Origin of the sequence: Sphingomonas sp. IC4-52, assembly GCF_020707225.1 — a bacterium.
Lineage (GTDB): Bacteria > Pseudomonadota > Alphaproteobacteria > Sphingomonadales > Sphingomonadaceae > Sphingomonas.
On sequence record NZ_JAJFEU010000001.1, the window covers coordinates 227,658 to 253,761 of the forward strand.

30 protein-coding genes are annotated in these 26,104 nt (G+C 63.8%); 14 read left to right on the forward strand and 16 right to left on the reverse strand.

Annotated features, from left to right (window positions below; all coding sequences use genetic code 11):
- Positions 1-17: 17 nt before the first annotated feature.
- A complete protein-coding gene (locus LK535_RS01010; protein WP_227770042.1) occupies positions 18-1,703 on the forward strand; it encodes a putative bifunctional diguanylate cyclase/phosphodiesterase in 1,686 nt (561 codons plus the stop codon).
- Here LK535_RS01010 and LK535_RS01015 read toward each other — a convergent pair.
- Genes LK535_RS01015 through LK535_RS01030 form a run of 4 tightly spaced genes read right to left on the reverse strand, consistent with a single transcriptional unit; the run spans position 1,673 to position 4,549 of the window.
- Positions 1,673-2,854, reverse strand: a complete 1,182-nt coding sequence (locus LK535_RS01015) for a CCA tRNA nucleotidyltransferase (protein WP_265333962.1) — start codon at positions 2,852-2,854, stop codon at positions 1,673-1,675. The genes LK535_RS01010 and LK535_RS01015 overlap by 31 nt on opposite strands.
- Positions 2,851-3,486, reverse strand: a complete 636-nt coding sequence (locus LK535_RS01020) for a CoA pyrophosphatase (protein WP_227770044.1) — start codon at positions 3,484-3,486, stop codon at positions 2,851-2,853. Before LK535_RS01020 ends, LK535_RS01015 begins: the two co-directional genes overlap by 4 nt.
- The gene (locus LK535_RS01025) at positions 3,450-4,010 is read right to left on the reverse strand and encodes a DUF1285 domain-containing protein (protein WP_227770045.1); all 561 of its coding nucleotides are present in this window, start codon (positions 4,008-4,010) and stop codon (positions 3,450-3,452) included. Before LK535_RS01025 ends, LK535_RS01020 begins: the two co-directional genes overlap by 37 nt.
- A 38-nt stretch (positions 4,011-4,048) precedes the next feature.
- Entirely contained in the window at positions 4,049-4,549 is a 501-nt protein-coding gene (locus LK535_RS01030; RefSeq protein ID WP_227770046.1) for a GNAT family N-acetyltransferase, read from the reverse strand.
- Between the two features lie 102 nt (positions 4,550-4,651).
- Here LK535_RS01030 and LK535_RS01035 point away from each other — a divergent pair, with 102 nt between their 5' ends.
- Complete coding sequence (locus LK535_RS01035) at positions 4,652-5,023, forward strand: dihydroneopterin aldolase (RefSeq protein WP_227770047.1); 372 nt, start codon at positions 4,652-4,654, stop codon at positions 5,021-5,023.
- 24 nt (positions 5,024-5,047) lie between these two features.
- Here the strand turns inward: LK535_RS01035 and LK535_RS01040 are convergent, their stop codons facing one another.
- Positions 5,048-5,911, reverse strand: coding sequence for a hypothetical protein (locus LK535_RS01040; protein WP_227770048.1), 864 nt, complete (start codon positions 5,909-5,911; stop codon positions 5,048-5,050).
- A 243-nt stretch (positions 5,912-6,154) separates the two neighbouring features.
- Between LK535_RS01040 and LK535_RS01045 the strand changes: the two genes are divergently transcribed.
- The 7 genes from LK535_RS01045 to queE all read left to right on the forward strand — a co-directional run bounded on the left by LK535_RS01045 (position 6,155) and on the right by queE (position 11,109).
- Positions 6,155-6,820 carry an energy transducer TonB gene (locus LK535_RS01045; protein WP_227770049.1) on the forward strand — a complete coding sequence of 222 codons (666 nt, stop codon included), beginning with the start codon at positions 6,155-6,157 and terminating at the stop codon, positions 6,818-6,820.
- 44 nt (positions 6,821-6,864) lie between these two features.
- Positions 6,865-7,665 carry a MotA/TolQ/ExbB proton channel family protein gene (locus LK535_RS01050; RefSeq protein WP_227770050.1) on the forward strand — a complete coding sequence of 267 codons (801 nt, stop codon included), beginning with the start codon at positions 6,865-6,867 and terminating at the stop codon, positions 7,663-7,665.
- A gap of 88 nt (positions 7,666-7,753) precedes the next feature.
- Positions 7,754-8,239: an ExbD/TolR family protein gene (locus LK535_RS01055; protein WP_227770051.1), complete on the forward strand. Its 486-nt coding sequence runs from the start codon at positions 7,754-7,756 to the stop codon at positions 8,237-8,239.
- Between the two features lie 23 nt (positions 8,240-8,262).
- A complete protein-coding gene (locus tag LK535_RS01060; protein WP_227770052.1) occupies positions 8,263-8,691 on the forward strand; it encodes an ExbD/TolR family protein in 429 nt (142 codons plus the stop codon).
- A 200-nt stretch (positions 8,692-8,891) separates the two neighbouring features.
- On the forward strand, positions 8,892-9,236 hold the full coding sequence (locus LK535_RS01065) for a tetratricopeptide repeat protein (RefSeq protein ID WP_227770053.1): 345 nt from the start codon (positions 8,892-8,894) through the stop codon (positions 9,234-9,236).
- A 540-nt stretch (positions 9,237-9,776) separates the two neighbouring features.
- The gene (queC, locus tag LK535_RS01070; RefSeq protein WP_227770054.1) at positions 9,777-10,475 is read left to right on the forward strand and encodes a 7-cyano-7-deazaguanine synthase QueC; all 699 of its coding nucleotides are present in this window, start codon (positions 9,777-9,779) and stop codon (positions 10,473-10,475) included.
- Between the two features lies 1 nt (position 10,476).
- On the forward strand, positions 10,477-11,109 hold the full coding sequence (gene queE / locus LK535_RS01075) for a 7-carboxy-7-deazaguanine synthase (protein ID WP_227770055.1): 633 nt from the start codon (positions 10,477-10,479) through the stop codon (positions 11,107-11,109).
- Positions 11,110-11,160: 51 nt separating this feature from the next.
- Here the strand turns inward: queE and LK535_RS01080 are convergent, their stop codons facing one another.
- From LK535_RS01080 to LK535_RS01100, 5 genes are all read right to left on the reverse strand, one after another.
- Positions 11,161-11,793 (reverse strand): DedA family protein, encoded by a 633-nt coding sequence (locus LK535_RS01080; RefSeq protein WP_227770056.1) that lies wholly within the window; start codon positions 11,791-11,793, stop codon positions 11,161-11,163.
- Between the two features lie 117 nt (positions 11,794-11,910).
- A complete protein-coding gene (locus tag LK535_RS01085) occupies positions 11,911-13,305 on the reverse strand; it encodes a UdgX family uracil-DNA binding protein (protein WP_227770057.1) in 1,395 nt (464 codons plus the stop codon).
- 17 nt (positions 13,306-13,322) lie between these two features.
- Positions 13,323-13,808, reverse strand: a complete 486-nt coding sequence (locus LK535_RS01090) for a hemerythrin domain-containing protein (protein ID WP_227770058.1) — start codon at positions 13,806-13,808, stop codon at positions 13,323-13,325.
- Between the two features lie 69 nt (positions 13,809-13,877).
- Positions 13,878-14,606: an NTP transferase domain-containing protein gene (locus tag LK535_RS01095; protein WP_227770059.1), complete on the reverse strand. Its 729-nt coding sequence runs from the start codon at positions 14,604-14,606 to the stop codon at positions 13,878-13,880.
- 17 nt (positions 14,607-14,623) lie between these two features.
- Positions 14,624-15,730 (reverse strand): inositol-3-phosphate synthase, encoded by a 1,107-nt coding sequence (locus tag LK535_RS01100; RefSeq protein WP_227770060.1) that lies wholly within the window; start codon positions 15,728-15,730, stop codon positions 14,624-14,626.
- Positions 15,731-15,869: 139 nt separating this feature from the next.
- Between LK535_RS01100 and LK535_RS01105 the strand changes: the two genes are divergently transcribed.
- Genes LK535_RS01105 through LK535_RS01115 form a run of 3 tightly spaced genes read left to right on the forward strand, consistent with a single transcriptional unit; the run spans position 15,870 to position 17,780 of the window.
- The gene (locus tag LK535_RS01105) at positions 15,870-16,736 is read left to right on the forward strand and encodes a CDP-alcohol phosphatidyltransferase family protein (protein ID WP_227771025.1); all 867 of its coding nucleotides are present in this window, start codon (positions 15,870-15,872) and stop codon (positions 16,734-16,736) included.
- On the forward strand, positions 16,736-17,188 hold the full coding sequence (locus LK535_RS01110; protein ID WP_227770061.1) for a MaoC family dehydratase: 453 nt from the start codon (positions 16,736-16,738) through the stop codon (positions 17,186-17,188). Before LK535_RS01105 ends, LK535_RS01110 begins: the two co-directional genes overlap by 1 nt.
- A gap of 52 nt (positions 17,189-17,240) precedes the next feature.
- A complete protein-coding gene (locus LK535_RS01115) occupies positions 17,241-17,780 on the forward strand; it encodes a superoxide dismutase family protein (RefSeq protein ID WP_227770062.1) in 540 nt (179 codons plus the stop codon).
- An 84-nt stretch (positions 17,781-17,864) separates the two neighbouring features.
- Here the strand turns inward: LK535_RS01115 and LK535_RS01120 are convergent, their stop codons facing one another.
- From LK535_RS01120 to LK535_RS01140, 5 genes are all read right to left on the reverse strand, one after another.
- Positions 17,865-18,287, reverse strand: coding sequence for a Fur family transcriptional regulator (locus tag LK535_RS01120; RefSeq protein WP_046411805.1), 423 nt, complete (start codon positions 18,285-18,287; stop codon positions 17,865-17,867).
- Positions 18,288-18,344: 57 nt separating this feature from the next.
- On the reverse strand, positions 18,345-18,821 hold the full coding sequence (locus tag LK535_RS01125; RefSeq protein WP_227770063.1) for a GNAT family N-acetyltransferase: 477 nt from the start codon (positions 18,819-18,821) through the stop codon (positions 18,345-18,347).
- Positions 18,818-19,435, reverse strand: coding sequence for a tRNA (adenosine(37)-N6)-threonylcarbamoyltransferase complex dimerization subunit type 1 TsaB (gene tsaB / locus LK535_RS01130; RefSeq protein ID WP_227770064.1), 618 nt, complete (start codon positions 19,433-19,435; stop codon positions 18,818-18,820). Before tsaB ends, LK535_RS01125 begins: the two co-directional genes overlap by 4 nt.
- Before the next feature lie 53 nt (positions 19,436-19,488).
- Positions 19,489-20,082 (reverse strand): malonic semialdehyde reductase, encoded by a 594-nt coding sequence (locus tag LK535_RS01135; protein ID WP_227770065.1) that lies wholly within the window; start codon positions 20,080-20,082, stop codon positions 19,489-19,491.
- Between the two features lie 96 nt (positions 20,083-20,178).
- Positions 20,179-20,751, reverse strand: a complete 573-nt coding sequence (locus LK535_RS01140) for a NifU family protein (RefSeq protein WP_227771026.1) — start codon at positions 20,749-20,751, stop codon at positions 20,179-20,181.
- A gap of 99 nt (positions 20,752-20,850) precedes the next feature.
- Here LK535_RS01140 and LK535_RS01145 point away from each other — a divergent pair, with 99 nt between their 5' ends.
- On the forward strand, positions 20,851-22,002 hold the full coding sequence (locus LK535_RS01145) for a winged helix-turn-helix domain-containing protein (RefSeq protein ID WP_227770066.1): 1,152 nt from the start codon (positions 20,851-20,853) through the stop codon (positions 22,000-22,002).
- Positions 22,003-22,013: 11 nt separating this feature from the next.
- On the opposite strand, the gene LK535_RS01150 is transcribed toward LK535_RS01145, so the two are convergent.
- Positions 22,014-22,886, reverse strand: coding sequence for an aspartyl/asparaginyl beta-hydroxylase domain-containing protein (locus tag LK535_RS01150; RefSeq protein ID WP_227770067.1), 873 nt, complete (start codon positions 22,884-22,886; stop codon positions 22,014-22,016).
- A gap of 165 nt (positions 22,887-23,051) precedes the next feature.
- Between LK535_RS01150 and LK535_RS01155 the strand changes: the two genes are divergently transcribed.
- The gene (locus LK535_RS01155) at positions 23,052-25,988 is read left to right on the forward strand and encodes a M16 family metallopeptidase (RefSeq protein ID WP_227770068.1); all 2,937 of its coding nucleotides are present in this window, start codon (positions 23,052-23,054) and stop codon (positions 25,986-25,988) included.
- Positions 25,989-26,104 lie beyond the last annotated feature (116 nt).

The window sequence follows — 26,104 nt, forward strand, 5'->3', positions numbered from 1 at the left end:
CCGCTAGGTGCAGCGTGATGCCGTTTTTTGCTGCGCTGAAGATCGTTGAAGAGCCGCCCGCGCCTGCGTTCGACAGGAATGCGGCCGAGGTGGCGATGGATCTGCTGCCGATCGCCGCAGCCGTGGTGGCGCTTGGGCCGACCGGGCTTCAAATTACCCTGTCCAATGTGGCGTTCCGGCGTCTGGGGCTTGGGACGGAACCGATCCATTGCGCCCTGACCCGAGATCTCGGCGACGCACTGGTCACTTTTCTGAACGGCGACAGCCCGCGTGAGCAGCGTGGCTGGCGTACGGGTGACACCGTGGAGCAGCGCTGGTTCGACGTGACCTTCGCCCGGATCGATAACGGACATTCGCCTCGGTGCCTGGTCACGCTTGTCGACCAGACCCGAGGTATGCGGACCGAAGCCAGCCTGCGGCGGGAGATGAGCACCGATAGCCTGACGGGTTTGCCGAACCGCGCCGGCTTCGGAGATTTGCTGGAAGCGCGGATCGGGACCGGGCTGACCAACTATGCCGTGCTGGTGATTGACCTCGACCGTTTTGGCCGGGTGAATTCCTGTCTCGGCAGCATGGCGGGCGACGAGATGCTGATCACGGTCGCGCGGCGCATCAAGGGTTCGTTGCGCGGGGGCGACGTGCTGGGTCGGATCGGGGGGGACGAGTTCAGCGTGCTCCTTGAAACGGGCGGCGATCGTGCTGAGGCTAGCCGGGTCGCCCGGCGCATTCAAAAGCTGCTTTCCACCCCCGTGCGCCTCAGCGACTTCGAGATTCGAATCACTTGCGCGATCGGGATCGCCTTTGGTGCGGAAGAGACCGACGACGCCGAGGACGTGATCCGCAACGCCCAGTTTGCGGTGCGGCGGTCCAAGGAGACGGGACAGGCGGAGGCGTATGACACCCGGGCGCTGGATCGCGCGCGGGAGCGGTTCGGCATGGAAACCGCCCTACGCCGTGCGATTGAGGCGGAGCAGTTGCAGCTTCACTACCAGCCGATCTGTGATCTCGCGACCGGCCGCATTGTCGCGTTCGAAGCGCTGGCGCGCTGGACGGCAGAGGATGGCAGCGAGATCGCACCGGCCGATTTCATACCCGTGGCCGAGGAATCCGGCCTTATCGTGCCGCTGGGTCGGTGGGTGATCGACCAGGCGCTCCGCACGCTGGCGGCTTGGGACTCACGCTCGGGTGGAAAGCTCGACGTGCAGATGGCGGTGAACGTCTCCCCGATCCAGTTGCAACGCGATCGCATCCCGCCGCTGGTGACCGGGGCGCTTGCTGCGCACGGGCTGGCTGGCAGTCGCCTGAAGCTGGAGCTGACGGAAAGCGCGTTGATTGCCGATCCCGATGGCAATGCGGAGATCCTGCGCGCGCTGAAGGCGACCGGCGCAACCATCGCCATGGACGATTTCGGCACAGGCTATTCAAATCTCGCTTATCTTCAGCAGCTGCCGATCGACACGCTGAAGATCGACCGGAGCTTCGTTACCGGCATGATGGCGGATCGTGACAAGATCGCCATTGTGCGCGCGGTGCTTAGCCTCGCCACCGCGCTGGGCATGGCGACCGTGGCCGAGGGAATCGAGACTTCGGCCGTGGCGCAGACACTTTCCGCCCTGGGCTGTACCTACGGGCAGGGGTATCACTTTTCTCGGCCACTGCCGGCCGAGCAAGCCTATGAGTTGCTGGTGGCGTCCAGTAGCTGACCGGTAACGAGATCCGCGATCTCCGCCGTCCGCATTGCGTTCGGGAAACCCTCAGCGATCCAGCGGGTCTCGATCTCCCGAAGCGCACGGGCAACCTCTGGGCCACGCGCGATGCCGCGCGCCACCAGATCGCCGCCGCCAATTGGAAGGCGAGGGGGCGACCAATGGAGAAGCTCGTCGACGGGCGCCCCGGCAAGCAGAAGGCGATCGAGAGCGATGACTGGACCGACTCGATACGCAAGCGCTCGGGCACCTTCGGTGCCGACCCCATCATGCGCCGCGATCAGCCGCTTGCGATCGGCGTTTGATAGTCGAAGCCTGGCCCCGACCGCCTCCGCGCTATCAGCCGGGATCAGGGCGGCCAGCCGGCGGATTGCGTCGGGCGGCAACCCTGCGCTCGCCTCGGCCTCCGCCAACGCTGCCAGCGCCGGCACATCGGCGATTTCGGGCAGCACCGGACGAAAGATGCCGCGCTCGACCATCAGGGAGACGACCGGCACCGCTCCCTTGGCGACCAGCAGCTTGAGCAGTTCCGCGGCGATCCGTTCGCGCGACAGGGCCATCAGGTCGTTCGCACGATCAGTGCACGCGTCCAGCCCTGCCGCATCAGGCGCGTCGCCGAAACGGGCATGGAAGCGGAAGAACCGCAGGATGCGCAAGTGATCCTCGGCGATCCGCCGGTAGGGGTCTCCGATGAACCGTACGCGGCGCCCATGAAGATCCTGTAGCCCACCGAACCAGTCGAACAGCTCGCCGGTGATCGGATCGGCGTAGAGGGCGTTCATCGTAAAGTCCCGCCGTGCTGCGTCGGCTTCCCAATCGTCGGTAAACGCCACCTGCGCGTGGCGCCCATCGGTCATGACATCCCGTCGTAGAGTCGTGACCTCCACGACGGTGCCGGCGGATACTGCGGTGATGGTGCCGTGAGCGATGCCGGTCGGGATGGCCTTGATCCCGGCCGCCTTGAGCCTGGCGATCACCTCGGCGGGCGTGTGACGGGTGGCGATGTCGATGTCCGCGACCGGGAGTTCGAGCAGCGTGTCCCGCACCGCGCCGCCAACATAACGCGCCGCGCCCTCCGACGCGCCGAGCGCGGCGGCGAGTGCGTCCAGCCCAGGACGGGTCCGCCAGGATGCGGCTGGCAGGATCATGCGCTCCACCGCAGCCGCCGCGCAAGGTTCACGATCATCGCTGCCGTGGCACCCCAGATCCGCCGATCATCCCACATGATCTCGTAATAACGGCGTTCGCGACCTTCCCACTGCGTCCGCGCCTCGACATGATTGGCAGTGTCCAGCAGAAAATCGAGCGGCACCTCGAACACGCTCGCGACCTCCGCCTCGGACGGGCGGAACGTCAGATCCGGCGGAACAACAGCCACCACCGGGGTGACGGTATAGCCAGTTACGGTCTGATAGCGATCTGCCTCTCCCACCACGGTGACCAGCGACGGGGGAAGCGCGATCTCTTCGTCCGCCTCGCGCAATGCAGCAGTTACGGCGTCCTCGCCGGGGTCGAGGCGCCCGCCTGGGAACGCCACCTGTCCGGCATGGCGTCGAAGGGTTTCGGTTCGTTGCGTAAGGATCACGCCCGGACGGGGCCGGTCCGTTACGGGAACCAGAACCGCAGCGGGCGTCAGGGTGCCCCCAGTAGCAAGCGCCACGTCACCATGATCGCTGTCCAGGAGGATCGTCTGCTGTGCCATTCCCTCGGTCAGCGCCCGGCCCAGCCGGTCCACCAGCGAGGTCACGACGCGATCGGAAAGAAGGTGCCGGCGCTCCATACGCCTGGCGTTTCGTCGTCACCGGCCAACGCCCGCTCCGCGAGCTCATAATAGACCGAGCGAGCGATCAGCGCCTCCAGCCCACCGCGCACGTGCACGTAAGGATGCGGTCCATCCTCGTGTTCGACGAAGCGAAGCGGGTGTTCCGCGGACGCCGTCACCAGCTCGCCGGTGTTCAGGCGAAATGCCAAATTGGCCTCCCGTCCTTCGCCTTCTGCCTTCAACTCAACAGCCACGAAGGGCGCATCCTCGACATCAATGTCGAGCTTCTCGACCGGCGTGACGAGCACATAGCCACCGTCAGGTTCGCGCCGGAGAATTCGGCTGAAGGCGCGAACCATGGCCAGGCGGCCAATGGGCGACCCCTGATGGTACCAGGTGCCATCGCGGCTGATGCGCATGTCGCTATGACCGCAATGATCGGGATTCCAGCGATCGACCGGGGGCAGGCGGTCCGCCTCGGAGAGGCGCGCAATGTCGGCAATCGTCAGCGTTTCGAAGTCGGGTGCAGGCGCCATCGGCATGTCCCCGACGTAGGGAAGGGCGGCGGCTGCGTAAAGGATCAGGCGATCAATGGATGGCGAGGGCCGATCGAACCCTGTCCATCCGGGACGCCCTCACCGCGCGCGAGCAGTCGGCGGCGCTCGACCGGCCCGGGCAGTCGCCAACCTGCAGTGCTCGCCGCGCTGAAGCCGAAAAAGCGGCCATAATATTCTGGGTCGCCGATCAGCATGAGCGGCGCATCGGTTACTCGCGCCAATGCGCCGGCGACCAATTGGCGCCCAATCCCGTCCCGTTGACGTTCAGGGACAACCGCGACCGGGCCGACGAGCACCAGCGGAACACGGCGGCCGTCGTCGCCGCTGAACAGCACCGGCCACAGCTGAATCGTGCCCAACAATGCGCCGTTTTCGACCGCCGCCAAGCTAGGCCCGGTGAGAGCAGGAACACCTTCACGCAGGCGATAGGCAGTCCGACCATGCCGATCAGCACCGAATGCTCGATCCAGTAGCTCTTCGACCGCGCTGTTTTCCACCCGTTCAAGCCCGAGCAGTTCGATCACCGACGTCTCCCGCCCCGACCAATGGGGTGGGGCGCTCTACCGAGTCGCAGTTGTAACGCAAGTGGCATGGCGCCGACGTCGATGTGCCGCTAAGCGCGTGGCGTGGAAGACATGCTTGAACTCGAAGTGCACGACCTCGAAGTGCCGGTGCTGACCGGCGTTTACTCCGAGGAAACGCACCTGCCGCAGCCGCTGCGTATTTCGCTGACGGTTCTGCTCGATGCGCCCGCCCATTTTGCGCCAGACACGCCGCTGTCGGTTTCGAAGAACTACCTCGATCTGAAACATGCCGCGACGTCCGCGTTGCCACCCGGCGTGCACTTCACGTTGATCGAAGGGGTGGCGGATCACATCGCTGAGACATTGTTCCTGCAGGATCAGCGGGTGCGTCGAGTCAAGGTGAAGATCGTCAAGCTGGCCATCGCTGAAGAAGGCGAATCGATCGGCATCACGCTGGTTCGGCACCGCCGCTGAAGCCCGACCCGTCTGGCCGGCGGCTTACGCGCCGGCAGGCGGCGTTCGTTCGCATCGGCCCAATTGCTCGAGAACGAAACGATAATCCTCCTGGGCCACGGCCGCATTTGCTGGCTCCAGGGCTTGGGTGCTGCGGGCCGGTAGCTGGCGCGGAAGGCTGCAGGCGAGGCGATACCACAATAGCGTGTCGCGCTTCGGCGGACCGGCGGAGTCGTCCACGATCTCGGAAAGGGCGACTGCCCAGCGCGGCTGCTCGCCGGGGCGCCGCAGGATGTTCAGCGATACCGGGCGATTGTCCCTGGTGGTCAGGAACACTTGCGTTTCCCCTTCGCCCGGAAGGGAACCCGGCACGTGAAATGCGTTGCCGACCCCGGTCACGACCGGTGGCGCATCGGCCGCAAGTACCTCGCCCGCAATGCGGCGGGTGAGTGTGTCTAGTTCATGCGTCCACGCCTGCTGCGCCTGTGGGCCGATCAATTGCACTTGGCGAGCGCTGCCGCCGACGGTGCGCGCGAAGAGCAGCACGCGTGACTTCTTGTAACGAGGCTGCCGGCCGTCCGGACCGATTGGCGCGTCGAGGATGTAACCGATGCGCGGTGGAATGGCGCCCGGACCGCGGATCAGCGCCATGACATCGGCCTCAACATAATAGCGCACGAACCCGGCCGGCACGTTTGCGGCTTCCGCTCCCTTGATCCGAGTGGTGCTGGCGATGGTTGCGTCCACAACCAGCGGCGCAGCGATCACAAGATCCGCTATCTCAACATAGGAGGGCGCTGACGCGATCACTGTTGCTGGCAAATCCGCCTGTTCGGCGTTGATGCAGGCCGGAGTGATGGCGAGAAGCGCGATCGCCATCGCGGAGTTACGAATTGTACGAAAGGGCATGCCTTTCGGTTATCCGATCAGCCTCTGCTGATACAGAAATAAATCTCTTTTAGGGCGATTGTACGTTTGTTGCGTCCGACAAAGCGTTTGCGTGTCGTTAAGGCGCAAGTTAGGAGTCGCGCTGTGCAAGGGTTCCGTTTAGCCCTTGCCGAACGGACCGGCACGCCCACTCCGCCTATGCGGGGGCCGCGGCAGGCCGCCCGGCCCCTTCGGGCCATAGGGATTAGGGAGTGCTTTTGCTGAATGGCCTACTCTGACCAGAAGATGAGCGGGAGCAAGGTTGTCGCGATCGTGATCGTGGCGCTCATCCATGCTGCTCTCGGCTACGCCTTCGTCACCGGCCTCGCGTTCCAGTACGTGAAAAAGGTGTCGGAGAAGCTGAATACGTTCGACGTTGAGGAACCACCGCCCCCGCCGCCGGACGAGCCGCCACCACCGCCGCCTGACGTTCCGATGACGCCGCCGCCCGTTGTGGCGCCGCCGCCTATCGTGTCTGCGCCGTCGGCTCCGGTGACGATCGCCACTGTGCCTACGCCGCCGCCGGTTTATGTGCCGACGCCGGTTGCGCCTCCTGCGCCTCCGCCTCCTGCTCCGCCGGCTCCGCCGGTCGTCAGCAAGGCTGCGGGTGCCAAGGGCAATCCTGCGGACTGGATCACGACCGACGATTATCCGCCGAGCTCGATCCGTGCTGAGGAAGAAGGCACGACCGTGATCAAGTGGACAATCAACGCCCAGGGTAGGGTGGAGAACTGCGTCACTACCGAGTCGAGTGGCTCCAACGCCCTTGACCAGGCAGCATGCCGTGCGTTGCAGCGCCGGGCCCGGTACACGCCGGCAACGGACGCAGCGGGCAACCCGATCGCGACCACTCAGACGCGCCGCGTCGTGTGGAAGCTGCCCCGGGACTGATCCAGGCTTAACAGAATCGCGCTTTTCAGAGGGAAACTAATCGAATGATCACCACCATCCTCGCCGCGGCCGCCGGCCCGGCCGCCCACGGCGGCGACAACCCGTACGGCCTGGCAGCCGCGCTCGAGCAGGGCGGCATCATTGCCCAGAGCACCTTCGGCATCCTCGTGCTGATGTCGGTTGTCTCGTTCTACATCATGTTCACCAAGCTCTTCGAGCAGCAGAAGATCATCAACCAGGCGAAGCGCATCCGCGGCTCGTTCTGGCAGACGAACTCGCTGCGCGAAGGTTCGGCGAAGCTGGAGAAGAACTCGGCCTACAAGCAGATCGTCGACGACGGCCTGCAGGCTCAGGAGCAGCACTCGAAGCTGACCGATCCGGTCGAAGCGCATGACTGGCTGCACGGCTCGCTCGCTCGTTCGGAAGCAATGATCAACTCGAAGCTGGGCACCGGCCTCGCGTTCCTCGCGACCGTGGGTGCAACGGCGCCGTTCATCGGCCTGTTCGGTACGGTTATCGGCATCTACCGCGCGCTCATCAAGATCGGTGCAGCTGGCCAGGCGTCGATCGACGCGGTCGCCGGTCCGGTCGGTGAAGCGCTGATCATGACCGCGCTCGGTCTCGCCGTCGCTGTTCCGGCGGTGCTCGGCTACAACTGGCTGCAGCGTCGCAACAAGTCGATCGCGGAAGACCTGTCGGCCTTCTCGAACGACGTGCTCGGCTACCTCGCCTCCAACGGTGCGGTTCGTCCGACCGTTGCCGGTGCAGCGAAGCCGGCGGCAGCTAAGCCGGCTGCTGCAACCACCACGGCCGGTCAGGCCGGTGGCGTGCAGACCCGCTCGTAATGGGGAAAGCGGGGTCGCCAGATGGTGGCCCCGCGACCTTTCCCGGCCGGATCACCGGCGGGAACGAAGACATAGGATAGCCTGACTTATGGCGATGAGCGTTGGTGGAGACTCCGCCGCAGAAACCCCGATGTCGGACATCAACACGACGCCTCTCGTGGACGTCATGCTGGTGCTCCTCATCATCTTCCTGATCGCGGTGCCGGTCGTGATCCAAACGGTTCCGGTGAAGCTGCCGAGCGTACGCTTCGACCCGACCACCACCAAGCCCGAGAACGTTTCCCTCTCGATCACGACCAAGCCGGACGGCGCCTGCGCTGTCTATTGGGGCATGACGCCGGTGACGCACGAGGAGCTCCTCGATCGCGCCGTGGCCAAGCTGCGCGCCGAGATCGATCGTCAGGGCGGCCCGAACGCCCCTGGCCTCGAACTGCCGGAAGCGCATGTGCGCGGTGACGTGAATGTGCCGTGGAAGTGTGTGGCAGGCGCGATTTACAACATGCAGATGGCAGGCTTCGCGCGCGTCGGCTTTATTTCCGAACCGCCGCCGGGCTCGAACACCGAGCGTCTGTAAGCAAGCCACCAGGAGTAATCGATATGGCAATGAGTGGCGGCAAGGACGATGGCGAGCCGATGATGGAGATGAACACGACGCCGTTGATCGACGTCATGCTCGTTCTCCTCATCATGTTCATCATCACCATCCCGATCCAGACCCATGCGGTGAAGGTCGACCTGCCGGTCAATGACCCGACTGCGCAGAAGTCGCCGGTTGATCCGCAGAAGAACAAGATCACGATTTCGGTGGATGGCACGACCAGCTGGAATGGCGCGCCGGTGGACGCGGTTCGCCTGCGCCAGTACCTGGACGTGGCGGCAGCCATGAACCCGGAGCCGGAGCTGCACTTCCAGCCCGACCCACAGGTCCGCTACGATGTGGTCGACCAGACGCTTGCGGTGATCCGTCGTTCGAACGTGACGAAGCTCGGCTTCATCGGCAACGAGCAATATTACCGCGAATTCTGATCGTCAGCGATCAAACGTGTAACGGGCGGCCCGAAAGGGTCGCCCTTTTTTTGTCCTGTCTAGCTCACGTGGACAGATGAGCCCGGATCCAGAGGTTCGGCCGCGTTGGTGGATGGTTGCAACAACACCGTGCGCATGACATACCGCTGTCACAAAAGCGTAACGTCAACGTAGCGTTATTGTCATGTGGGAGATGGGTGATGCGGACCATGCTTTTTCTGGCACTGGCGGCCGGGCTTGCTACGCCGTCGTTGGCGAGTGATCGTACCGGCTTCTTGGCTATCTCTGCTGGTGATTATCAGAAGGCGGAAGAGCGGTTGGTTGTGGAGCGCCGCATCTTTCCGCGTCGACCAGAACTGATGATCAACCTTGCTACCGTTTATGCTCGGACGGGGCGCTTGGCAGAGGCCGCGAACCTTTATCGGTCGGCATTAAATACTGCGCCGGTAGAGATGGTTTTGCCGGACGGCGGTGTCGCGTCCTCGCGTACAGTTGCGCAGCGTGGACTTGACAGCCTTGGGGGGGTGTCGCTCGCACGACGGTAGCCATCCGCTAGCTGGCGTCTTCAGAGCTGCTTATCGGCTTGGCGGCAGAAGTCGCCGGACGGCCACGCTGAGGTTCGCCGTCGTGCCATCGCGGTCACCGCCTGGTATGATCTCGAACGAACTCGCGGCCCCTTGAGATGGGCTGTGTTCAAGCCGTCGCGACTGCGCGGGCGCTGGAGACCAATGAGATCGGCGGTCCCGACATCACGGACCTTTGGTTGTAGCCTTGGCGGGTCGCTGTCGGAGTGTCGCCGCCTCATCGGACCGCTGCCGTGACGGTGCGGGAAGCTACGATGTCCGTGGCGGTGTGTGTCGTGCGGACGGCATTCACGCGAACCGTGAGGCGCTCAACCGCGGATCGTTGACGCGTTCTTTACCTTTCGGTGCCACCACCGATGTCGTGCTTCTAGCCGAGCACCTCTCTCCCTAGTTATTGCCCTCTAGCCAGGGCTACTTGGCCGTCCGCTTGCCCGGACGGCCTTTTTTCTTTCGGGCAGTTTCTTGCATCTGTCGTCCGATGCGCCTAGCGGGCGCGCGATCATGTCCAGCGATCAGCCTTCCGCCGTCGTCCTCGTATCGGGCGGCCTCGACTCGATGATCTCGGCTGCGCTTGCGCGCGAATCCGGGCACAGGATCTTCGCGCTTTCGATCGACTACAACCAGCGGCATCAGGTTGAGCTGGCAGCGGCACGGCGGATCGCCAGCGCTTTAGGCGCGGTTCGGCACGTCATATTGCCGATCGATCTCTCCGCGTTCGGCGGGTCGGCACTGACGGCGGACATCGAAGTACCCAAGGATGGTGTCGGCGCCGGAATCCCGATCACCTATGTGCCCGCCCGAAACACGGTATTCCTCAGCTTGGCGCTCGCTTGGGCAGAGGCTGCCGGCGCAAGATCGCTCTTCATCGGCGTCAATGCCCTTGATTATTCCGGCTATCCCGATTGCCGGCCCGAGTTCATCACCGGCTTCGAACGGCTTGCCGAACTCGCGACCAAGGCAGGGGTGGAAGGTGAAGCCTTCCGTATCCATGCGCCGCTTCAGCACATGACCAAGGCGGATATCGTTCGGGAGGGAACACGGCTCGGCCTGGATCTGGGACTTAGTTGGTCGTGCTATGATCCGACACCCGCCGGCACACACTGTGGATTGTGTGACAGCTGCCGCCTCCGTCACAAGGGCTTTGACGATGCGGGTGTCACTGATCCGACGATCTATGCCGTAACTCCGCCGGCGCCCTGACATGAGCTACGCCGTGAAGGAGATGTTCCTCACGCTCCAGGGAGAGGGCGTGCAGGCTGGGCGGCGGGCGGTGTTCGTACGGTTCGCCGGTTGTAACCTATGGTCAGGCCGCGAACAGGATCGGGCAAGTGCGATCTGCCGCTTCTGCGACACAGACTTCGTTGGCATGGATGGGCTGGGAGGCGGGCGCTTTGCAGATGCGCAGGCCCTGTCCGACGCCGTGGTGGAGATGTGGAGCGGTGGCGAAGCGGACCGCTTCGTTGTGCTTACCGGCGGAGAGCCGATGCTTCAGGTGGATGACCCACTGATCAACGCGCTGCATTCGGCCGGATTCTTTATCGCGATTGAAAGCAACGGCACTTTGTCGGTTCATCCCGGGATCGACTGGGTATGCATCAGTCCGAAGGCCGGCAGCGAAACGGTGCAGCGCTCCGGCAACGAGTTGAAGCTGGTCTGGCCTCAGCCTGGCAGCGACGTTGCAGCCATGGAAAGCTGGCAATTCGAGCACTTCCTGATCCAGCCGTTGGACGATGCCAAGGCAGCCGACAATCAGGAGGCGGCCATGGCGCTGGTGATGGAGCGCCCGCGCTGGCGCCTTTCGTTACAGACCCACAAGCTGTTGGGCCTGCGGTGATCAGCGACGCGTGGAAGCCGCCACTGTCCTGAGTCGCGGCGACAGGCGGCCTCAGGTGCGCTTCCTGAGACCGTGGATCTTGTGCCGCAGATAGAAGGCGCCACCGGCCACGAGCACGAGGCCAATGGCAAGATCCGCCTGGTGGAAGAACGCCTTCAATCGCGGATCATTGTTCCACGACTCGCCGAGTTGAGCCCCGATCCAAGCGAGCAGGTAACAAAACGGCCAGGATCCCAGGAACGTATAGACATGGAAGGGGAGCAGCTTCATTCGCGCAACACCCGCTGGAAAGGCGATGAAGGTGCGGATGATCGGTAGCATACGACCGATCAGGATCGCGGCTGCGCCCCAGCGATTGAAGAAACGGTCCGCCATGTCGAGCTCGCCCGGGCCCACCAGCACGTATCTGCCCCAACGCTCTGCCAGTGGCCGGCCGCCGCGCTTTCCGATCTCATAGGCGACGATAGAACCCAAGTTGCAGCCAAGCGCGCCCGCCGTCGCCGCGAGGAAGAGGTTCATCTCGCCCGTGGAGACGAGATAGCCAGCAAACGGCATGATGATTTCGGAGGGCAGCGGAATACACGCACTCTCGATCCCCATCAGTAGAACGATGCCCCAATAGCCGCCAGCGCGGATGACCCCGACGGTGAAGATAGCGAGGGCGGCGATGATCTTCTCGAACATGGCGCCCGCTCTGACGGGACGAGGGGCGGGCGGTCAATCGTGGATCGCCTCGGCAGAGCGAGTCGGCCCGCCGTCTTGGTGGGGTCAGTTGGCATAGCAGCGGCGCCACGCTCCCGCTCAGGCCGCGGCAGCCTTTGCAAGGCGAAGATCCTCGACGAACCTGGTAAACTCGCTCGTCCGTGCAGCTTCATCCGGAAGCCGCAGGAGGTAACTGGGATGAACGGTGATCCAGGCCTCTCCGCCGTCTCCGGGTAGCCGCTGGGCGCGCCCGCGTTCCCGGCTGATCGTCATCACCTTTCCGAACAGCGATCGTGCCGCCGTGGCTCCCAGCGCCACCGTTACCTTCGGTCGGACAAGCATCTGCTCCTGCTCAATCCACCAGCGGCATGCTTCGATCTCGCCACCGTCGGGCTTCGCATGGATCCGCCGCTTGCCGCGCGGCTCGAACTTGAAGTGTTTAACCGCGTTGGTGACATAGGTTTGCGCTCGGTCGATGCCGGCCTCGCCAAGCGCGCGATCAAAGAGCTGTCCCGCCGGGCCGACGAACGGGTGGCCGGCGAGATCCTCCTGATCGCCGGGCTGCTCGCCGACGAACATGATGCTGGCGGAAACCGGACCTTCGCCGAACACGGTTTGCGTTGCGTGCTTGTAGAGGTGGCAGCGGGTGCAGCTCATCGCCTCTTCCCGCAATGCTTCCCAGGCGATCTCGCTGTTGCCGCCTGGCGCGCCGCGTGCCTTCGCGATCATCCCGCTCTCCCGTGCCTGCGCCGTCGCCAGCAATTCAGGCACCAACGCCGTTTCCGGCATGTTTTTCCAGTATTTGCGAGGCATCTCCTTCAGCATCGCGCCGACCTTCACTCGGGCGGGATTGAAGATGGAGGCATAATAGGTCTTCCAGACTTCCTCTGTCGGGTCACCGTCAGGCGTGTCCGCCTTGGTCGCGCCTGGACCTTCGCGGAGCGCGGCACCGTCCCAATGCAGCGCAACTTCGGGAGTTAGGATGGACCAGCGCATGCTGGCGAAGCGACTAACGAAAAAGGCGGCATTGGCGCGAACGATATGATGCTCGGGCTCAAACCACGCGACGTAGCGGCTCCCGTCATCCTCGGGCACTTCCCGAAACCGCAGGAAAGCACGCATCTTGTGGATGTCGCGTCGCACCTGTTTGGCGAAGCCTTCGAGGCGACGAACCAAGGGGTCAGCGTGATCCTCGATCAACCCCGGTTCCCGGCGCAGTCGCGCCAGCAGCGTATAGAGGAGCGCGAACCGCTCGGGATCGCGGTGGAGGATGGCATTTCGAGCCACATCGAGGAACGCGCGCGGCACCTTGAAGCCGGCATCCACCGGATCGTGAAGGGGCGGGACCGCGGCCGTGGCCGCGAACAGGTCGCCGGGTTCGCTGCCGACCTGCCACACAACGTCATCTGGAGGCACGCTGGCGCCGATCAGGCCGCGCGCCGCATCACGCCATGCCTCGAAATCGTCAGGCTGCGGGAGGGTGATGAGATGCATCGCGGACGGACGAGCGCTTAGTCGCGCTCGTCGCTGCCGGGCGGGTTGTCGCGTGCGATCTCTAGTTCCACAGGCTTCCGCTCCTCGTAGGTAGCGGCCATCTTCTTCTCGGTCGCGTCGTCCAGTTCCTGGTCCGCGGCCGGGAACATCTCTTCCTCTTCCTCATCGATGTGATGTTCGTAGCGGTGCCGTATGTGGGAGAAGTGCTCCTCCCACTCCTTCGACCCGAATGGCAGATCGATCATCTCGCCCAGAAGATCGTCCACCTCTTTGTGCTCCGACACGGAGTGGCGTGCGTCGTCCCGTAGCTCCGGGTTGGCGAGCATCACCGCGTAAAGCGACTCCTCCTCGGCGGCGGCATGACTCTGCAACTCCAAGCGGAACTGCTCGAACAGCGCGCGGCGTTTTTCCGTATCGCCGTTCAGCTCGCTCAACTGCTTCAGCATCGACCGCTGCTTGTCGTGATCCGCCTTCAACGCGCGGTAGATCTCGGGTTCGGACATGATGTGATGCTCCTCGCTCTGTCCGGGAGAACAGGCGACGTGAGCGCAGGTTGCTCTTGCGATCAGTTTTCAGGCGGGAAGCGCGGTGCCTGTAGGCGCGGGCTGCGCCCGCATGGCCGCCTCCGCCTGAGCGAGGGCACGCGCGTCGTCGACGTCCAGCCACCAAGCATCGCCAATGTCCACGGCGACCGCTCGGCCGTCAGCGCCAAGCGCCTCCACTCCGGCGGAAATTGAGCCCGATCCACCGGCCGCGATGACTTGACGGAGCGCGGCGTGGAAGCCGCCGTCCACGGCGAAGACGCCGCAGTCGAACGCATCATATTCTGCAAGATGCTTGCCGATAGCGACGATGCGGTCGCCATTCGTGCGAACGCGGGTGACATCGTCCAGGTCGACTAGCGGGTTATCGAGCCGGCGATCGACCGCCAGCGTCAGCGGCGCTGGCGGCCCAGCGATGACGCGGGCAACGATCGATGGATCGAAGAGGTGATCCGCCATCATCAGAAGGTGTCGTTCCGGACCGATCACGTCGGCGCCGGTCAGCACGGAATGGCCGTTCGGGAGGTTCCAGTCAGCAGTTGGGACGCACGTGATCGCGGGGTCGAGGCCCTGAAGATAGGCGGTTAGCCGTTGCCCTTCGTGCCCGGTCACCACGACAAAGCTGGTTGCGCCTCCGGCGCGCGCCTCAGCGATGACCCGTGCGATCATCGGCGTTCCCGCGACATTGGTAAGAGGCTTGGAGGGTGAGACTTCGCGCAGCCGGCTGCCGAAGCCGGCTGCGACGATCAATGCTTTCAAGGCAAATGCGCCCTTGCTTACTCTGCGGCGAGCCGCGAGTCCGCGTGGATGAAGTCGTCAGTCATTTGTGAAGCGACATCATCGGTGAACTGCTCAGGCGGGTGCTTGCAGAAAAATGCCGACGGACCCGTGAGCGCGCCTGCGAGCCCGCGCTCAAGGCCCAGCTTCACGCAGCGGATGGCGTCCACGACGACGGCTGCCGAATTGGGGCTGTCCTCCACCGACAGGCGAAGTTCAAGGTTCATCGGCACATCGCCGAATAGATTGCCTTCAAGGCGAAGGAAGCACAGCTTGTTGTCGTGCAGCCACGGAATGTAGTCTGACGGACCGACGTGGATGTTTTCATCCGCAAGGCGCTCGGAGAGCACGGCCTGCACCGCCTCGGTCTTCGACTCCTTCTTGCTCGACAAGCGATTGCGATCGAGCATGTTCATGAAGTCGGTGTTGCCGCCAGTGTTCAACTGATAGGTGTGATCGATCGTCACGCCGCGCTGGTTGAACAGGTTAGACAGAACGCGATGGACGATCGTCGCGCCGACCTGAGCCTTTACGTCATCGCCGATGATCGGCAGGCCGGCATCCGCGAACTTCTTTTCCCATTCCGGGCGGCTGGCGATGAACACCGGCATGCAGTTGACGACGCCCACGCGCGCCTCAAGGGCGCACTCCATGTAGAATTCCGTCGCCTCCTGGCTGCCGACCGGCAGGAAGTTCACCAGGATTTCAGCGCCCGAATCCTTCAGTGCCTGAACGATCTCCGCCTTGGTCGCGTCGCGCGTATCGTCCATTTCAAACCCACGATCGTTCGCAGCCGTCAGCATGTGGGCTGCAACGCCGTCCAGCCGCACGCCCATCTTCACGATCGTGCCGGTGTCGGGAACGTCTGCGTGGAACACCTTGGTGCAGTTGGGCTTGGCGAAAATTGCCTTGCCGAGATCAAGACCCACCTTGCGGGAGTCGACGTCGAATGCAGCCACGAACTCCAGGTCCGACACGCGGTAGCCGCCGATCTCCTCGTGGATCAGGCCGTGCGCGGTGTTGCTGGCGGCATAATGATATTTGCCTTGTACCAGGCTGGATGCGCAGTTGCCGATCCCGATAACCGCCACCTTGATCGTCGCCATTCTGTAGAACCCCAAAGTGCCAGAGATAAGCCCTGGCCATGACAATTGATTTGCAGCGTGGTGACAGATGCGAGACTTCTGTCAAGCGACCCGTGTGGATGCTAGGGGCCGAAGCAAGGGGACGCGAAACGTGACGACGATGGAAGTGCGACCAACAGTGACCGGAAAGCCGCGCGAGCTGCAAGGCTTTCTGAATCGCACCGTCTATCATCCTGCTGCCCGCCGGCTGGCCAACGCGCTGGTTCCGACGCGGGTGACGCCCAATATGGTGTCCGTATTCGGTGCCGTGATGGTGATCGCTGCGGGCGTGCTGTACGCGAAGGTTGGCACGGCAGGGGCCATTCTCACCGGGTTTGCTATTCACCTGCTATGGCACGTCGTCGATGGCGCTGACGGCGATCTGGCGCGCTTGACCGGGCGCGCCAGTGCAAATGGCGAAGTGGTGGACGGCCTGTGCGATTACGGCGGTCACGTTGCCTTGTATCTGCTGCTCGGCAGCACGTTGGACGATACGCTCGGCGGCGCGGCCTGGGTGCTTGCCGTTGCGGCAGGCGCCTCGCGAATTGCCCAGTCGGTTTTCGCCGAAAGCTCTCGCCGCAGCTACCAATGGTGGGCCTATGGGGTGCCATGGCTCCAGCACAATCGAGCGCGCCCTGCCGGCATCGGCGGCGCCTTGGGCCGGATCTATCTGGCGGCGTCGGCTGTGCTGGTAGGGGCAACCTCCCGCATCAACGCGCTGGTGGCGAGCGCCGAAGTCGATCCGACGGAGCGGCAGCGGATTGCCCGCCTGGCCCGAGAGGCGGGGCCTTCTTTCCTGTCGCTCCCCGGCATGCTCGGCGCGAACCCCCGGACCATTATTCTGGGGCTCAGCATGCTCGCGGGAAGCCCCCTCTGGTTCTTTCTCGTGGAGATCACCTTGCTAAACCTGCTGCTCGTCACGGGCATCGCGCGTCAGCATGCGCAGTGCCGCCGTTTGGTTGATCTGATTGGCCGGGGGCGCAACTGATGGCTGGGCTTTGGTTTGAAGAATTCTCGGTCGGCCAGCGCTTCGTTCATGAAATCCGCCGAACGGTGATCGAAGCGGACAACATGCTGTTCTCCGCGCTCACCTATAACCCGGCAGCGCTGCACATCGACCACGCCTATGCCGCGACCACCGAGTTCGGAAAGCCGCTGGTGAACTCCCTGTTCACGCTGGGCCTCGTGATCGGACTGAGCGTGCAGGACACCACCTTTGGAACCACGGTAGCGAACTTGGGGATGAGCGAAACCGTGTTTCCGAAGCCGGTCTTTGCTGGGGACACGATCCGGGTAGAAACGGAAGTGAAGGCGCTCCGTCCATCCTCGTCCCGACCGGGGCAGGGGATCGTCACCTTTGAACATGTCGGGCTGAACCAACACGATGATGTCGTCTGTCGTACCGTTCGTGCCGCTTTGATGATGGCGAAGCCCGCTTGACCGGGAACCAGTGATCCATGTTGCCGTTTCGTCTACGAAACGGGAGACGTACATGATTCGCTTGACGATGGCTGCTGGTCTTGGGGCCTGTGCGCTCGCGCTGGGGGCCTGCAACGAGGACAGGCTGGAAACGGGCGCCCCGGTTGCCGGTGGCGCCACCGCCGTGGCAGCTTTGCGCACGTCGGCTGGGGCGGAGGTCGGCAGGGCTACGGCCACAGAGGTGTCCGGCGGATTGCGGGTCACAGTGGACGTGCGGGATCTGCCTGCTGGTACTCACGGCGCACATATCCACACGACCGGCCGCTGTGATGCGCCTGGTTTCGAGACCGCGGGCGGGCACTGGAACCCGACAAACATGAAGCATGGTTCCATGAACCCCCAGGGCCCGCATCAAGGAGACATCCCGAACCTGATCATCGATTCCGGTGGGCGCGGCACCGTGGCTGCAACTGTTCCGGGCGCAACCATGGCTGGGCTGCTCGACACAGACGGCGCCGCCTTCGTCATCCATGCAGGACAAGACGATTTGAAGACCGATCCTTCGGGTAACAGCGGCGGCCGTATCGCCTGCGGCGTGTTCCAAGCATCCTGAAACAAGAAAGGGGCTGCGCCTTTCCGCCAGCCCCTTCATCATGCCCTTGCGTGTTCCGGGCTAGTTCATGGAAGCGTCGTTCAATCAGTCCTTGCGGTTAAGGCTGACGCCGTAGAGCTCCATCCGGTGATCGACGAGGCGGAAGCCAAGCCGCTCGGCAATTTGCTTTTGCAGAAGCTCCAGCTCCGGATCTACAAATTCGATAACCTTGCCCGTTTCAACATCGATCAGGTGATCGTGATGAGCTTCGGGAGACGGTTCGTAGCGGGCGCGGCCATCGCCGAAATCGTGGCGGTCAAGAATGCCGGCCTCTTCGAACAGGCGAACCGTGCGATAGACGGTCGCAATCGAAATGCCGGGATCGATCGCGGACGCGCGCTCGTACACCTTTTCCACGTCGGGATGGTCGTCGGCCTCGGAAAGGACGCGGGCAATAACCCGGCGCTGTTCGGTGATGCGCAGGCCCTTTTCCTGGCAGAGCGCTTCAAGGTCGATCTTGCGTGGCATGCCAACCGTGTAGTCCCGCGAGCCAGTTGCGAAAAGCGTAAACGACTCGCAACAACGTCAGCTCAGCGCGACCGAATAGCTGTGAGCATCATAGACCTCCCCGGCCTTGCCCCGGTAATAGCCGCGGCGCTCGCCACATTTCGCGAAGCCGTTGGAACGGTACAGGTCGACAGCAGCATTGCCCGCCCGGACCTCAAGATGGACTCGAACCACGCCACGCTCCCGAGCGTCCGTCAGGATGCTGCGAACTAGCGCCGATCCGACACCCCGCCGGCGGTAGGCTGGGGCAGTGGCGAGCAGCAGCAGTTCCGCCTCATCGACGATGGCGCGAGACAGGGCAAAGCCGGCCACGTGGCCATCCACTCGCGCCAAGGTCAGCCACACCCCGGGCATTCCCAAGATTCCAAGCAGCTGGCTGCGGTTCCAGGCTTCTCCAAACCTTGGGTCGAAAGCGCTTTCCATGACCTGTTCAACGGCCGAGATGTCCGCGGCTGTGCCCTTCGCCAATTCAACGATGCGCAGCCGCGTGCTCATGATGGAAGCTTCGCGTCGGGTGCACGCCCGTAGAGCGGACGTGGCGGCAAGTTCGCAAGGTCGGCCGGGAGGAGATGCGCCTTTGATGCGTCGGGAAGCGCTTCTCGAGCGGCAAGAGTAGGATCCAATTGGGTCAGCCAGCGCACGCCGTTTCCAACAGCCACCCGGCCGCCGAGGGCCGCAAGTGCCGCATCCGGCCGGAGTGAGGCCAGAGCTTCGGTGGGCACCAGGGGCGAGGCGGTGAACCCTTGCATGAAGACCTCACCGTGCCCGCCTTCAAGCACGACCGCAAGCGGGGCATTTCCACCATCTGCGAAGGCCGCTGCCGCGATCAGGGAAAGGGAGGAGTAGCCACGCACCGGTACGTTCCAGCCGAGGCCTAGCCCCCGCGCTGCGGCGATGCCGACGCGAATGCCCGTGAAGCTGCCCGGCCCCACATCAACCATGATTTCGTCCGCTCGGCCGCCGCCTGGAAGGTCCGCGATCATCGGGACCAGACGTTCGGCGTGACCGCGCCCCACGACATTATGGATGGCCGCGTGCACTCGGCCGTCGTCCAGCAGGGCAACGGAACAGGCGGCGGTGGCGGTGTCGATAACAAGGGTGCGCGGCATCGCGTCCCTTTGCCATCAGCGCGATGCGGCTCAACCCTTAAATCAGCCGGCGATCATGCGATGCGGTTGAACTTTCCGAATGCCGGACGCGGGCTGCGCTCGAAAATGGTGGAAGGATCGCCATAGCCGAGGGTTGAAATGAAGTTGGTACGCACGCCGGGCTGATCTGCAAAGAACGCCTTGTCGACTTGTCCTGCGTCGAACCCGCTCATCGGTCCGGTGTCGAGGCCGAGCGCGCGTGCCGCCAGGATAAAATAGCCGCCTTGAAGCGAGGAGTTGCGGAACGCTGAAGCCTCCCGAAGTTCGGCATTCCCGTCAAACCAGCTTTTCGCATCCGTATGCGGGAACAGTTCCGGCAGATACTCGTGGAAATTCACGTCCATGCCGATCACGACGGAAACGGGCGCCTTGCGGATTTTGTCGGCATTGCTGTCGCTCGCGCAGGCAGCCAGCTTCTCCTTGGCTTCCTGGCTGACGCACCAGACGAGGCGGGCCGGGAGCTGGTTCGCGCTGGTCGGGCCCATTTTCATGAGATTCCAGATCGCCCGCAACTGATCCTCGCCCACCGGCTGATCCGTGAAGCCGTTATACGTTCGCCCGGAGCGGAACAGCTGGTCCAGCGCAACATCGTCAAGCGGCGTCGCCATCGTGAGATCCCTTTTGTTGGTTGTTGTGGCGCAACCCCAAGCGGTTGCGCTTTCGACAGGCGCGCCGGTTGTGGACCGGCACGTCGCCTAGGTGGATCAGACCGCCCGAACTTCGGTGACTTCCGGCACGTAGTAGCGCAACAACTGTTCAATGCCGTTCTTCAGCGTTGCCGTGGACGAGGGGCACCCGGAGCAGGCGCCCTGCATCCGCAAGTAGACCTTACCCTTGTCAAAGCCGCGATAAACGATGTCACCGCCATCATTCGCCACTGCCGGGCGAACCCGGGTGTCGATCAATTCCTTGATCTGCGCAACGATCTCCGCATCCGCAGGGTCGTCGGCGAATTCCTCTTCCGCAGGTGGGACTGAAAAACCGGCGGACGCCATCCGGAACAGCGGCATCTGCGCCGTGAAATGATCCATCAAGATGGCCAGCACGTCAGGCTTCACGTCTCGCCAGTCGCTTCCCGGCGCGATGGTCACCGAGATGAAATCGCGGCCAAAGAATACGCCGCTGACATCGCCAAGATCGAAGAGGGCAGTGGCGAGCGGTGAAGCCTCTGCCTCTTCCGGGGTCGCGAAGTCGCGTGTGCCCGCGTCCATGACGATGCGGCCTGGCAGGAACTTAAGCGTAGCCGGGTTCGGCGTAGGTTCGGTCTCGATCAGCATGCCATCCATGTGGCGTGAGCTGCCGGGCCGATCAAGCGCGGGGGTGGAAAGGAAAGGTTTCCGGTCGCGCAGCCCTCCTCTGTTCGATAGCGAGGGTACATGGAGCCCGAACGGATCTCGCCAGACGTGGCACGCCGCATCGCTCTGGCCGCGCAAGGCTTTGGCGTGCGCCGGCCGCCGCACGTAACATCCGCGCACCTGCGACGAACGCTGGATCGGCTCGCCCTGCACCAGATCGATAGTGTCAACGTGCTTGCGCGCGCTCACTATCTGCCCGCCTTCTCTCGCCTGGGAAGCTATGGCCTGGAGCAGTTCGACCGAGCCGCATGGGGGCCTCGATCGCACCGGCGCATGTTCGAATATTGGGCCCATGAAGCCTCGTTGCTGCCGCTTGATCTTCATCCTTTGCTGCGCTGGCGCATGGAACGGGCGGACCGCGGCGTTCTGCGCTCTGCCGGCATGAGGCGCTTTGCCACTGAGCGCAGGGGGGAGGCGATGGCGTTGCTGGACCGGATTCGCTGCGACGGCGCGCTGGCCGCTTCGGACGTGGAGAGCAGCCGCACCGGTTGGTGGGAGTGGAGCGGGGCCAAGACGGCGCTGGAATGGCTGTTCTATGCCGGTCATGTCACCACGGCGAGCCGCAGGCGTGGCTTCGAACGTGTCTATGATGTGCCCGAAAGAGTTCTGCCGAGCGAGATCCTCGAGCAACCAACGCCTGATGAGGCGACCGCGCAGGCCAGCTTGGTGGAGCGAGCAGCAAGGGCGCTTGGGATAGCGACCGCGATTGAACTGCGCGATTACTTCCGATTGGCACCAGCAGATGCGGCTGCAGCGATCGCCCGCCTGATCGCAGAAGACGTGCTTCGGCCCGTGTCAGTGGACGGATGGCCGACGGCCTATATTCACCGGGACGCCAAGAGGCCGCGCCGGATCGAGGCACATGCTTTGCTGGCGCCCTTTGATCCGCTGATCTGGGAGCGGGCCCGTACTGAACGGTTGTTCGGTTTCAGATATCGGATCGAGATCTATGTGCCGGCAGACAAGCGTCGGTACGGCTATTACGTGCTGCCGTTTCTGCTGAACGAGCGCATCGTGGCCCGCGTGGACTTAAAGGCCGACCGGGAACGTGGCCGGTTGGTGGTCCGCTCCTGCCATTTGGAGCCTGGTGCTCCCGGTGAGACCAGCGCGCGGCTGGAGCTTGAGCTTGAGACCATGGCCGGGTGGCTCGGCCTGGGGGTCGTGGAGCGGTAGGGTAGGGGGCGTCACCCCTCCAGCTGCCTTACCGCGGAATTCCACGCTGCGATGTTTTGACGCGCCTCCTGCACGAAAGGTGATCGGCGAACCACGCCGAGGAACAGGTCCGCGATCCACTTGCCCGGATTGCGCAGGGGGCGTTCGAACTGAATTAGCAGTACCACCCGGGTACCGTCGGTCTCGTTCCAGACCTCGTGATCATAGGTGTCATCAAAGACGAGCGTTTCGCCTTCGCACCACCGAACGACTCGACGATCCACACGCATGCGCACGTCGCCATTTCGCGGGACGATCAAGCCGAGGTGGCAGGTGATCAGCCCCTTGGACACGCCGCGATGCGAAGGAATGTGGGTGCCTGGCGCCAGGATGGAGAAGAAGGCGCTGTTCAGGCCGGGGATCTGCTTCACCAGCGCGCTTGTGACCGGGCAGCGCATCGCATTCTCATCAATGCGATAGCCATAGCCCCACAGGAAGAACGATCGCCACATGCCCATCTGTGCAATGGAGCGATGGTCAGGGGAGATCGTCGCGAGACTGGGTGATGCATCGCCCTCAAGCGCCACATCCATCGCCTCAGATCGGATTTCCTGCCAATGGTCCCGCAGCAGCTGCGTCCAGGGGAATGTGCGAACGTCCAACACCGGGTCGTTGGGAACGAGCGAGGACGAGGCGATCAGGCGATCGAATGCCCCGCGCAGACGCTTGCCAATCCGGATGATCAAGGGACGGTTTGGATCTGCCTTCATCTGCGAAGGCGCGGCGTTCGGGATGGGGCACACGCTGAGCGGCGGCCGGTCGCCGATCACGTTCGCAGCCATCGCGCCGACCGGGCGGCCATAGTCCTGCCGCACCTCGTTCCTGGTCTGGGTGATGGTCTCCACGTGGCCTGTCCGTTTTCTTCTTCGCGCGCTGACAACTGTCGCCGGCGCAGCGGATCGGGCGAAAATCTAGGCGCGATTCGGGTCCAAAACATGGCGGCAGAGCGGTAATCGAAAGATCGTCTCCAGGTGTGGCGGCACTGCGCCGGGCAGGCTAGAAGCGGCACCATGATCCGCTTCCCGCGCGCATTGTCTGCGCCGTTCGCCGCTCTCCCGCTTCTCGCCATTGTCGCCGTGCCGGCCATCGGACAGCAGTCTTCGCGAAAGCCCGCCACGACCAATGGCGCCCGCGCGCCGCAGGCGCCGACGGCACCCGGCACCATCGTCGATCCGGCCACGATCAAGGTTGATAACGCGCCCTGGCTATTCAAGGGCTCGGACATCCCGCCCGATCCGGCGTGGAATTTTGGCGCGCTCCCGAATGGTCTGCGCTATGCCGTTCGCAAGAATGGCGTGCCGCCGGGCCAGGTGGCCGTCCGGGTGCGGATCGATGCCGGTTCGCTCAACGAAACCGATGAAGAGCGCGGTTACGCGCACCTCATCGAGCATTTGTCCTTCCGAGGCTCCAAATACGTTCCGGATGGGGAAGCGAAGCGGGTGTGGCAGCGGTTCGGGGCAACATTCGGCTCCGATTCCAATGCACAAACGACGCCGACCCAGACGGTTTACAAGCTGGATCTCCCCGCGGCGACGGAAGCGAACCTTGACGAGAGCCTGAAAATCTTCGCCGGCATGATGTCCGAACCGGGCATCAACGCGCAGGGGCTTGCCGCTGAGCGCCCCGCAGTGCTTGCCGAGCAGCGCGAGGCGCCTGGCCCGCAGGTGCGGCTCTCAGATGCCCGCAATGGCTTGTTTTTTGCGGGGCAACCGCTGGCCGACCGCTCCCCGATCGGTAACGTAAAAACGCTGGAATCTGCGACCCCAGACAGCGTGCTTGCCTTCCACCGGCGCTGGTATCGTCCCGGCCGCACGGTGGTGATCATTTCCGGCGACATCGATCCCGCGACCGCGGCCCGGCTTGTCGTCAAGAATTTCGGGGGGTGGAAAGGCACCGGTCCAGATCCGGCAGACCCGGATTTCGGAAAGCCCGATCCCAAGGGCACGCCAACGGCCGCGATCAACGAGCCGTCCATTCCGCCGCTCGTCATCACGGCCGTTCTTCGCCCTTGGATCTATCGCGACGATACCGTCATCTTCAATCAGAAGCGGCTGGTTGATCTGGTCGCCATGCGCGTGATCAATCGCCGGCTGGAAGATCGAGCGCGTCAGGGCGGTAGCTTCCTTCAGGCCGGTGTGAGCCTTGAGGATGTCGCTCGTTCAGCCAACGGCACGTTCGTTAGCATCTTGCCGATTGGAGACGATTGGGAAGCGGCGTTGAAGGACGTGCGTGCCGTGATCGCTGATGCGATGGCATCCGCGCCCAGCCAGGCGGAGGTCGATCGCGAAACCGCCGAGTTCGAAGGCGCGATGCGCAACGATGTCGAAACGGCGCGGGTCGAGGCTGGCGCCAAGCAGGCGGACGACATGGTTCAGGCGCTCGACATTCGTGAAACGGTGGCGGGGCCGAAGGAATCATACAACATCTTCCTCGAGGCCAAGAAGAAGGGAATGTTCTCTGCTGCGGCCGTGCTGGAGTCCACGCGCCGGGTCTTCAAGGGAGATGCGGAGCGAGCGCTGGTGAACACCCGCGCCGCGGATGCCGGCGCCGCGGCCAAGCTGGCGGCCGCGCTAACCGCGGACGTCTCCAAGCTCGCCGGTCGCCGCGCGCGTGAATCGAAGGTCGACTTCAAGGATCTGCCGAAGCTGGGTTCCCCCGGTAAGGTCGCTTCCCGAGAAGCGATCGCCGATCCTGGGATCGAGAAGGTCACCTTCTCCAATGGCGTCCGCATGCTGATGTATGCGAACTCGTCCGAGACGGGCCGCGTGTATCTGCGCGTGCGCTTCGGCCGCGGTTATGGTGCCCTTCCGGCTGATCGGCCCACCGCCGCATGGGCCGCTGAAAGCGCCCTTGTGCAAAGCGGGATCGGCAAATGGAACCAGGGCGATCTGGATGTCCTGACGACAGGCCGGCGCATGGGTCTAGGCTTCGATATCACCGACGACGCGTTCGTTCTGAATGCCATAACCACGCCTGGCGATTATGCCGACAATCTGGCGCTGATGGCGGCAAAGCTGGCAGCGCCGCGCTGGGATGCCGCACCGGTACTGCGAGCAAAGGCCGGCGCGCTGGCTGGATATGCCGGTTTCGATTCTTCTCCCGACGGCGTCCTTTCCCGCGATCTCGAACGCAAGCTACGCGCGGGTGATCCTCGCTGGGGGCCGCCTACCCGCGAGGAGATAGAGGCACTGACGCCGCAGGCGTTCCGCAGCCTGTGGGAGCCGCTGCTTGCGACGGGGCCGATCGAAGTCGACGTGTTCGGGGATGTAAAGGCGGACGAAGCGATCGCGGCGGTCGCCCGCACCTTCGGAGCCCTCAAGCCGCGCACCGAAGCGCCGGTGGTGGCGCCCGATGCGGCTTTCCCGGCGCACAATCGCCGACCCGAGGTGCTGAGCCACGAAGGTGCGGAGACGCAGGCGGCTGCGGTGATCGCATGGCCGACCGGCGGCGGCACTGATGGGATCGCGGAAAGCCGCCGGCTGGACATCCTGGCGGCAATCTTCGGTGACCGCCTGTTTGATCGCCTGCGTTCGGTCGCCGGCGCCAGTTACAGCCCAAGCGCCGTGAGCCAGTGGCCGCTCGGGCTGAAAAGCGGCGGCCGGGTGCTTGCCGTTGGCCAGGTCGCGCCTGAGAACGTCGAATTGTTCTTCAAGCTGAGCCGAGAAATAGCTGCGGAGCTGGTGTCGACGCCGGTCACCGAAGATGAGCTCCGCCGGGCAATCGGGCCGATGATGCAGTATCTGGCGCGCGCCTCGTCGGGCAACCAGTTCTGGCTGCTTCAGGTAAGCGGCGGCGCCTATGATCCCAATCGGCTGAACGGCGCCAGGACGCTCGTGAGCGACTATATGTCGATCACGCCGCAGATACTGCAGGCGACAGCTGCCAAGTATCTGGGCCCAGAGAAAGACTGGACTCTCACGGTTCTGCCGAAGAGCGCCGCCAAATAAGAGTTCTGCGTCGCAGCTGCAGCTGCCGGTCAGCGGCGGCTGCGGCGCAAACTGTCGAGAAAACGCGGCGACAGGACAGTCTGTCGACTATTCCCCGGCTGGCGGCTTAAGGATTC

Bases quoted from the DNA above. Each gene is read 5' to 3' on its own strand.
- LK535_RS01010 (WP_227770042.1), top strand. From the start codon at position 18: ATGCCGTTTTTTGCTGCGCTGAAGATCGTTGAAGAGCCGCCCGCGCCT.
- LK535_RS01015 (WP_265333962.1), bottom strand. From the start codon at position 2,854: ATGATCCTGCCAGCCGCATCCTGGCGGACCCGTCCTGGGCTGGACGCA.
- LK535_RS01020 (WP_227770044.1), bottom strand. From the start codon at position 3,486: ATGGAGCGCCGGCACCTTCTTTCCGATCGCGTCGTGACCTCGCTGGTG.
- LK535_RS01025 (WP_227770045.1), bottom strand. From the start codon at position 4,010: ATGCCGATGGCGCCTGCACCCGACTTCGAAACGCTGACGATTGCCGAC.
- LK535_RS01040 (WP_227770048.1), bottom strand. From the start codon at position 5,911: ATGCCCTTTCGTACAATTCGTAACTCCGCGATGGCGATCGCGCTTCTC.
- LK535_RS01045 (WP_227770049.1), top strand. From the start codon at position 6,155: ATGGCCTACTCTGACCAGAAGATGAGCGGGAGCAAGGTTGTCGCGATC.
- LK535_RS01050 (WP_227770050.1), top strand. From the start codon at position 6,865: ATGATCACCACCATCCTCGCCGCGGCCGCCGGCCCGGCCGCCCACGGC.
- LK535_RS01055 (WP_227770051.1), top strand. From the start codon at position 7,754: ATGGCGATGAGCGTTGGTGGAGACTCCGCCGCAGAAACCCCGATGTCG.
- LK535_RS01060 (WP_227770052.1), top strand. From the start codon at position 8,263: ATGGCAATGAGTGGCGGCAAGGACGATGGCGAGCCGATGATGGAGATG.
- LK535_RS01065 (WP_227770053.1), top strand. From the start codon at position 8,892: ATGCGGACCATGCTTTTTCTGGCACTGGCGGCCGGGCTTGCTACGCCG.
- queC (WP_227770054.1), top strand. From the start codon at position 9,777: ATGTCCAGCGATCAGCCTTCCGCCGTCGTCCTCGTATCGGGCGGCCTC.
- queE (WP_227770055.1), top strand. From the start codon at position 10,477: ATGAGCTACGCCGTGAAGGAGATGTTCCTCACGCTCCAGGGAGAGGGC.
- LK535_RS01080 (WP_227770056.1), bottom strand. From the start codon at position 11,793: ATGTTCGAGAAGATCATCGCCGCCCTCGCTATCTTCACCGTCGGGGTC.
- LK535_RS01085 (WP_227770057.1), bottom strand. From the start codon at position 13,305: ATGCATCTCATCACCCTCCCGCAGCCTGACGATTTCGAGGCATGGCGT.
- LK535_RS01090 (WP_227770058.1), bottom strand. From the start codon at position 13,808: ATGTCCGAACCCGAGATCTACCGCGCGTTGAAGGCGGATCACGACAAG.
- LK535_RS01100 (WP_227770060.1), bottom strand. From the start codon at position 15,730: ATGGCGACGATCAAGGTGGCGGTTATCGGGATCGGCAACTGCGCATCC.
- LK535_RS01105 (WP_227771025.1), top strand. From the start codon at position 15,870: ATGGAAGTGCGACCAACAGTGACCGGAAAGCCGCGCGAGCTGCAAGGC.
- LK535_RS01110 (WP_227770061.1), top strand. From the start codon at position 16,736: ATGGCTGGGCTTTGGTTTGAAGAATTCTCGGTCGGCCAGCGCTTCGTT.
- LK535_RS01115 (WP_227770062.1), top strand. From the start codon at position 17,241: ATGATTCGCTTGACGATGGCTGCTGGTCTTGGGGCCTGTGCGCTCGCG.
- LK535_RS01120 (WP_046411805.1), bottom strand. From the start codon at position 18,287: ATGCCACGCAAGATCGACCTTGAAGCGCTCTGCCAGGAAAAGGGCCTG.
- LK535_RS01125 (WP_227770063.1), bottom strand. From the start codon at position 18,821: ATGAGCACGCGGCTGCGCATCGTTGAATTGGCGAAGGGCACAGCCGCG.
- tsaB (WP_227770064.1), bottom strand. From the start codon at position 19,435: ATGCCGCGCACCCTTGTTATCGACACCGCCACCGCCGCCTGTTCCGTT.
- LK535_RS01135 (WP_227770065.1), bottom strand. From the start codon at position 20,082: ATGGCGACGCCGCTTGACGATGTTGCGCTGGACCAGCTGTTCCGCTCC.
- LK535_RS01140 (WP_227771026.1), bottom strand. From the start codon at position 20,751: ATGCTGATCGAGACCGAACCTACGCCGAACCCGGCTACGCTTAAGTTC.
- LK535_RS01145 (WP_227770066.1), top strand. From the start codon at position 20,851: ATGGAGCCCGAACGGATCTCGCCAGACGTGGCACGCCGCATCGCTCTG.
- LK535_RS01155 (WP_227770068.1), top strand. From the start codon at position 23,052: ATGATCCGCTTCCCGCGCGCATTGTCTGCGCCGTTCGCCGCTCTCCCG.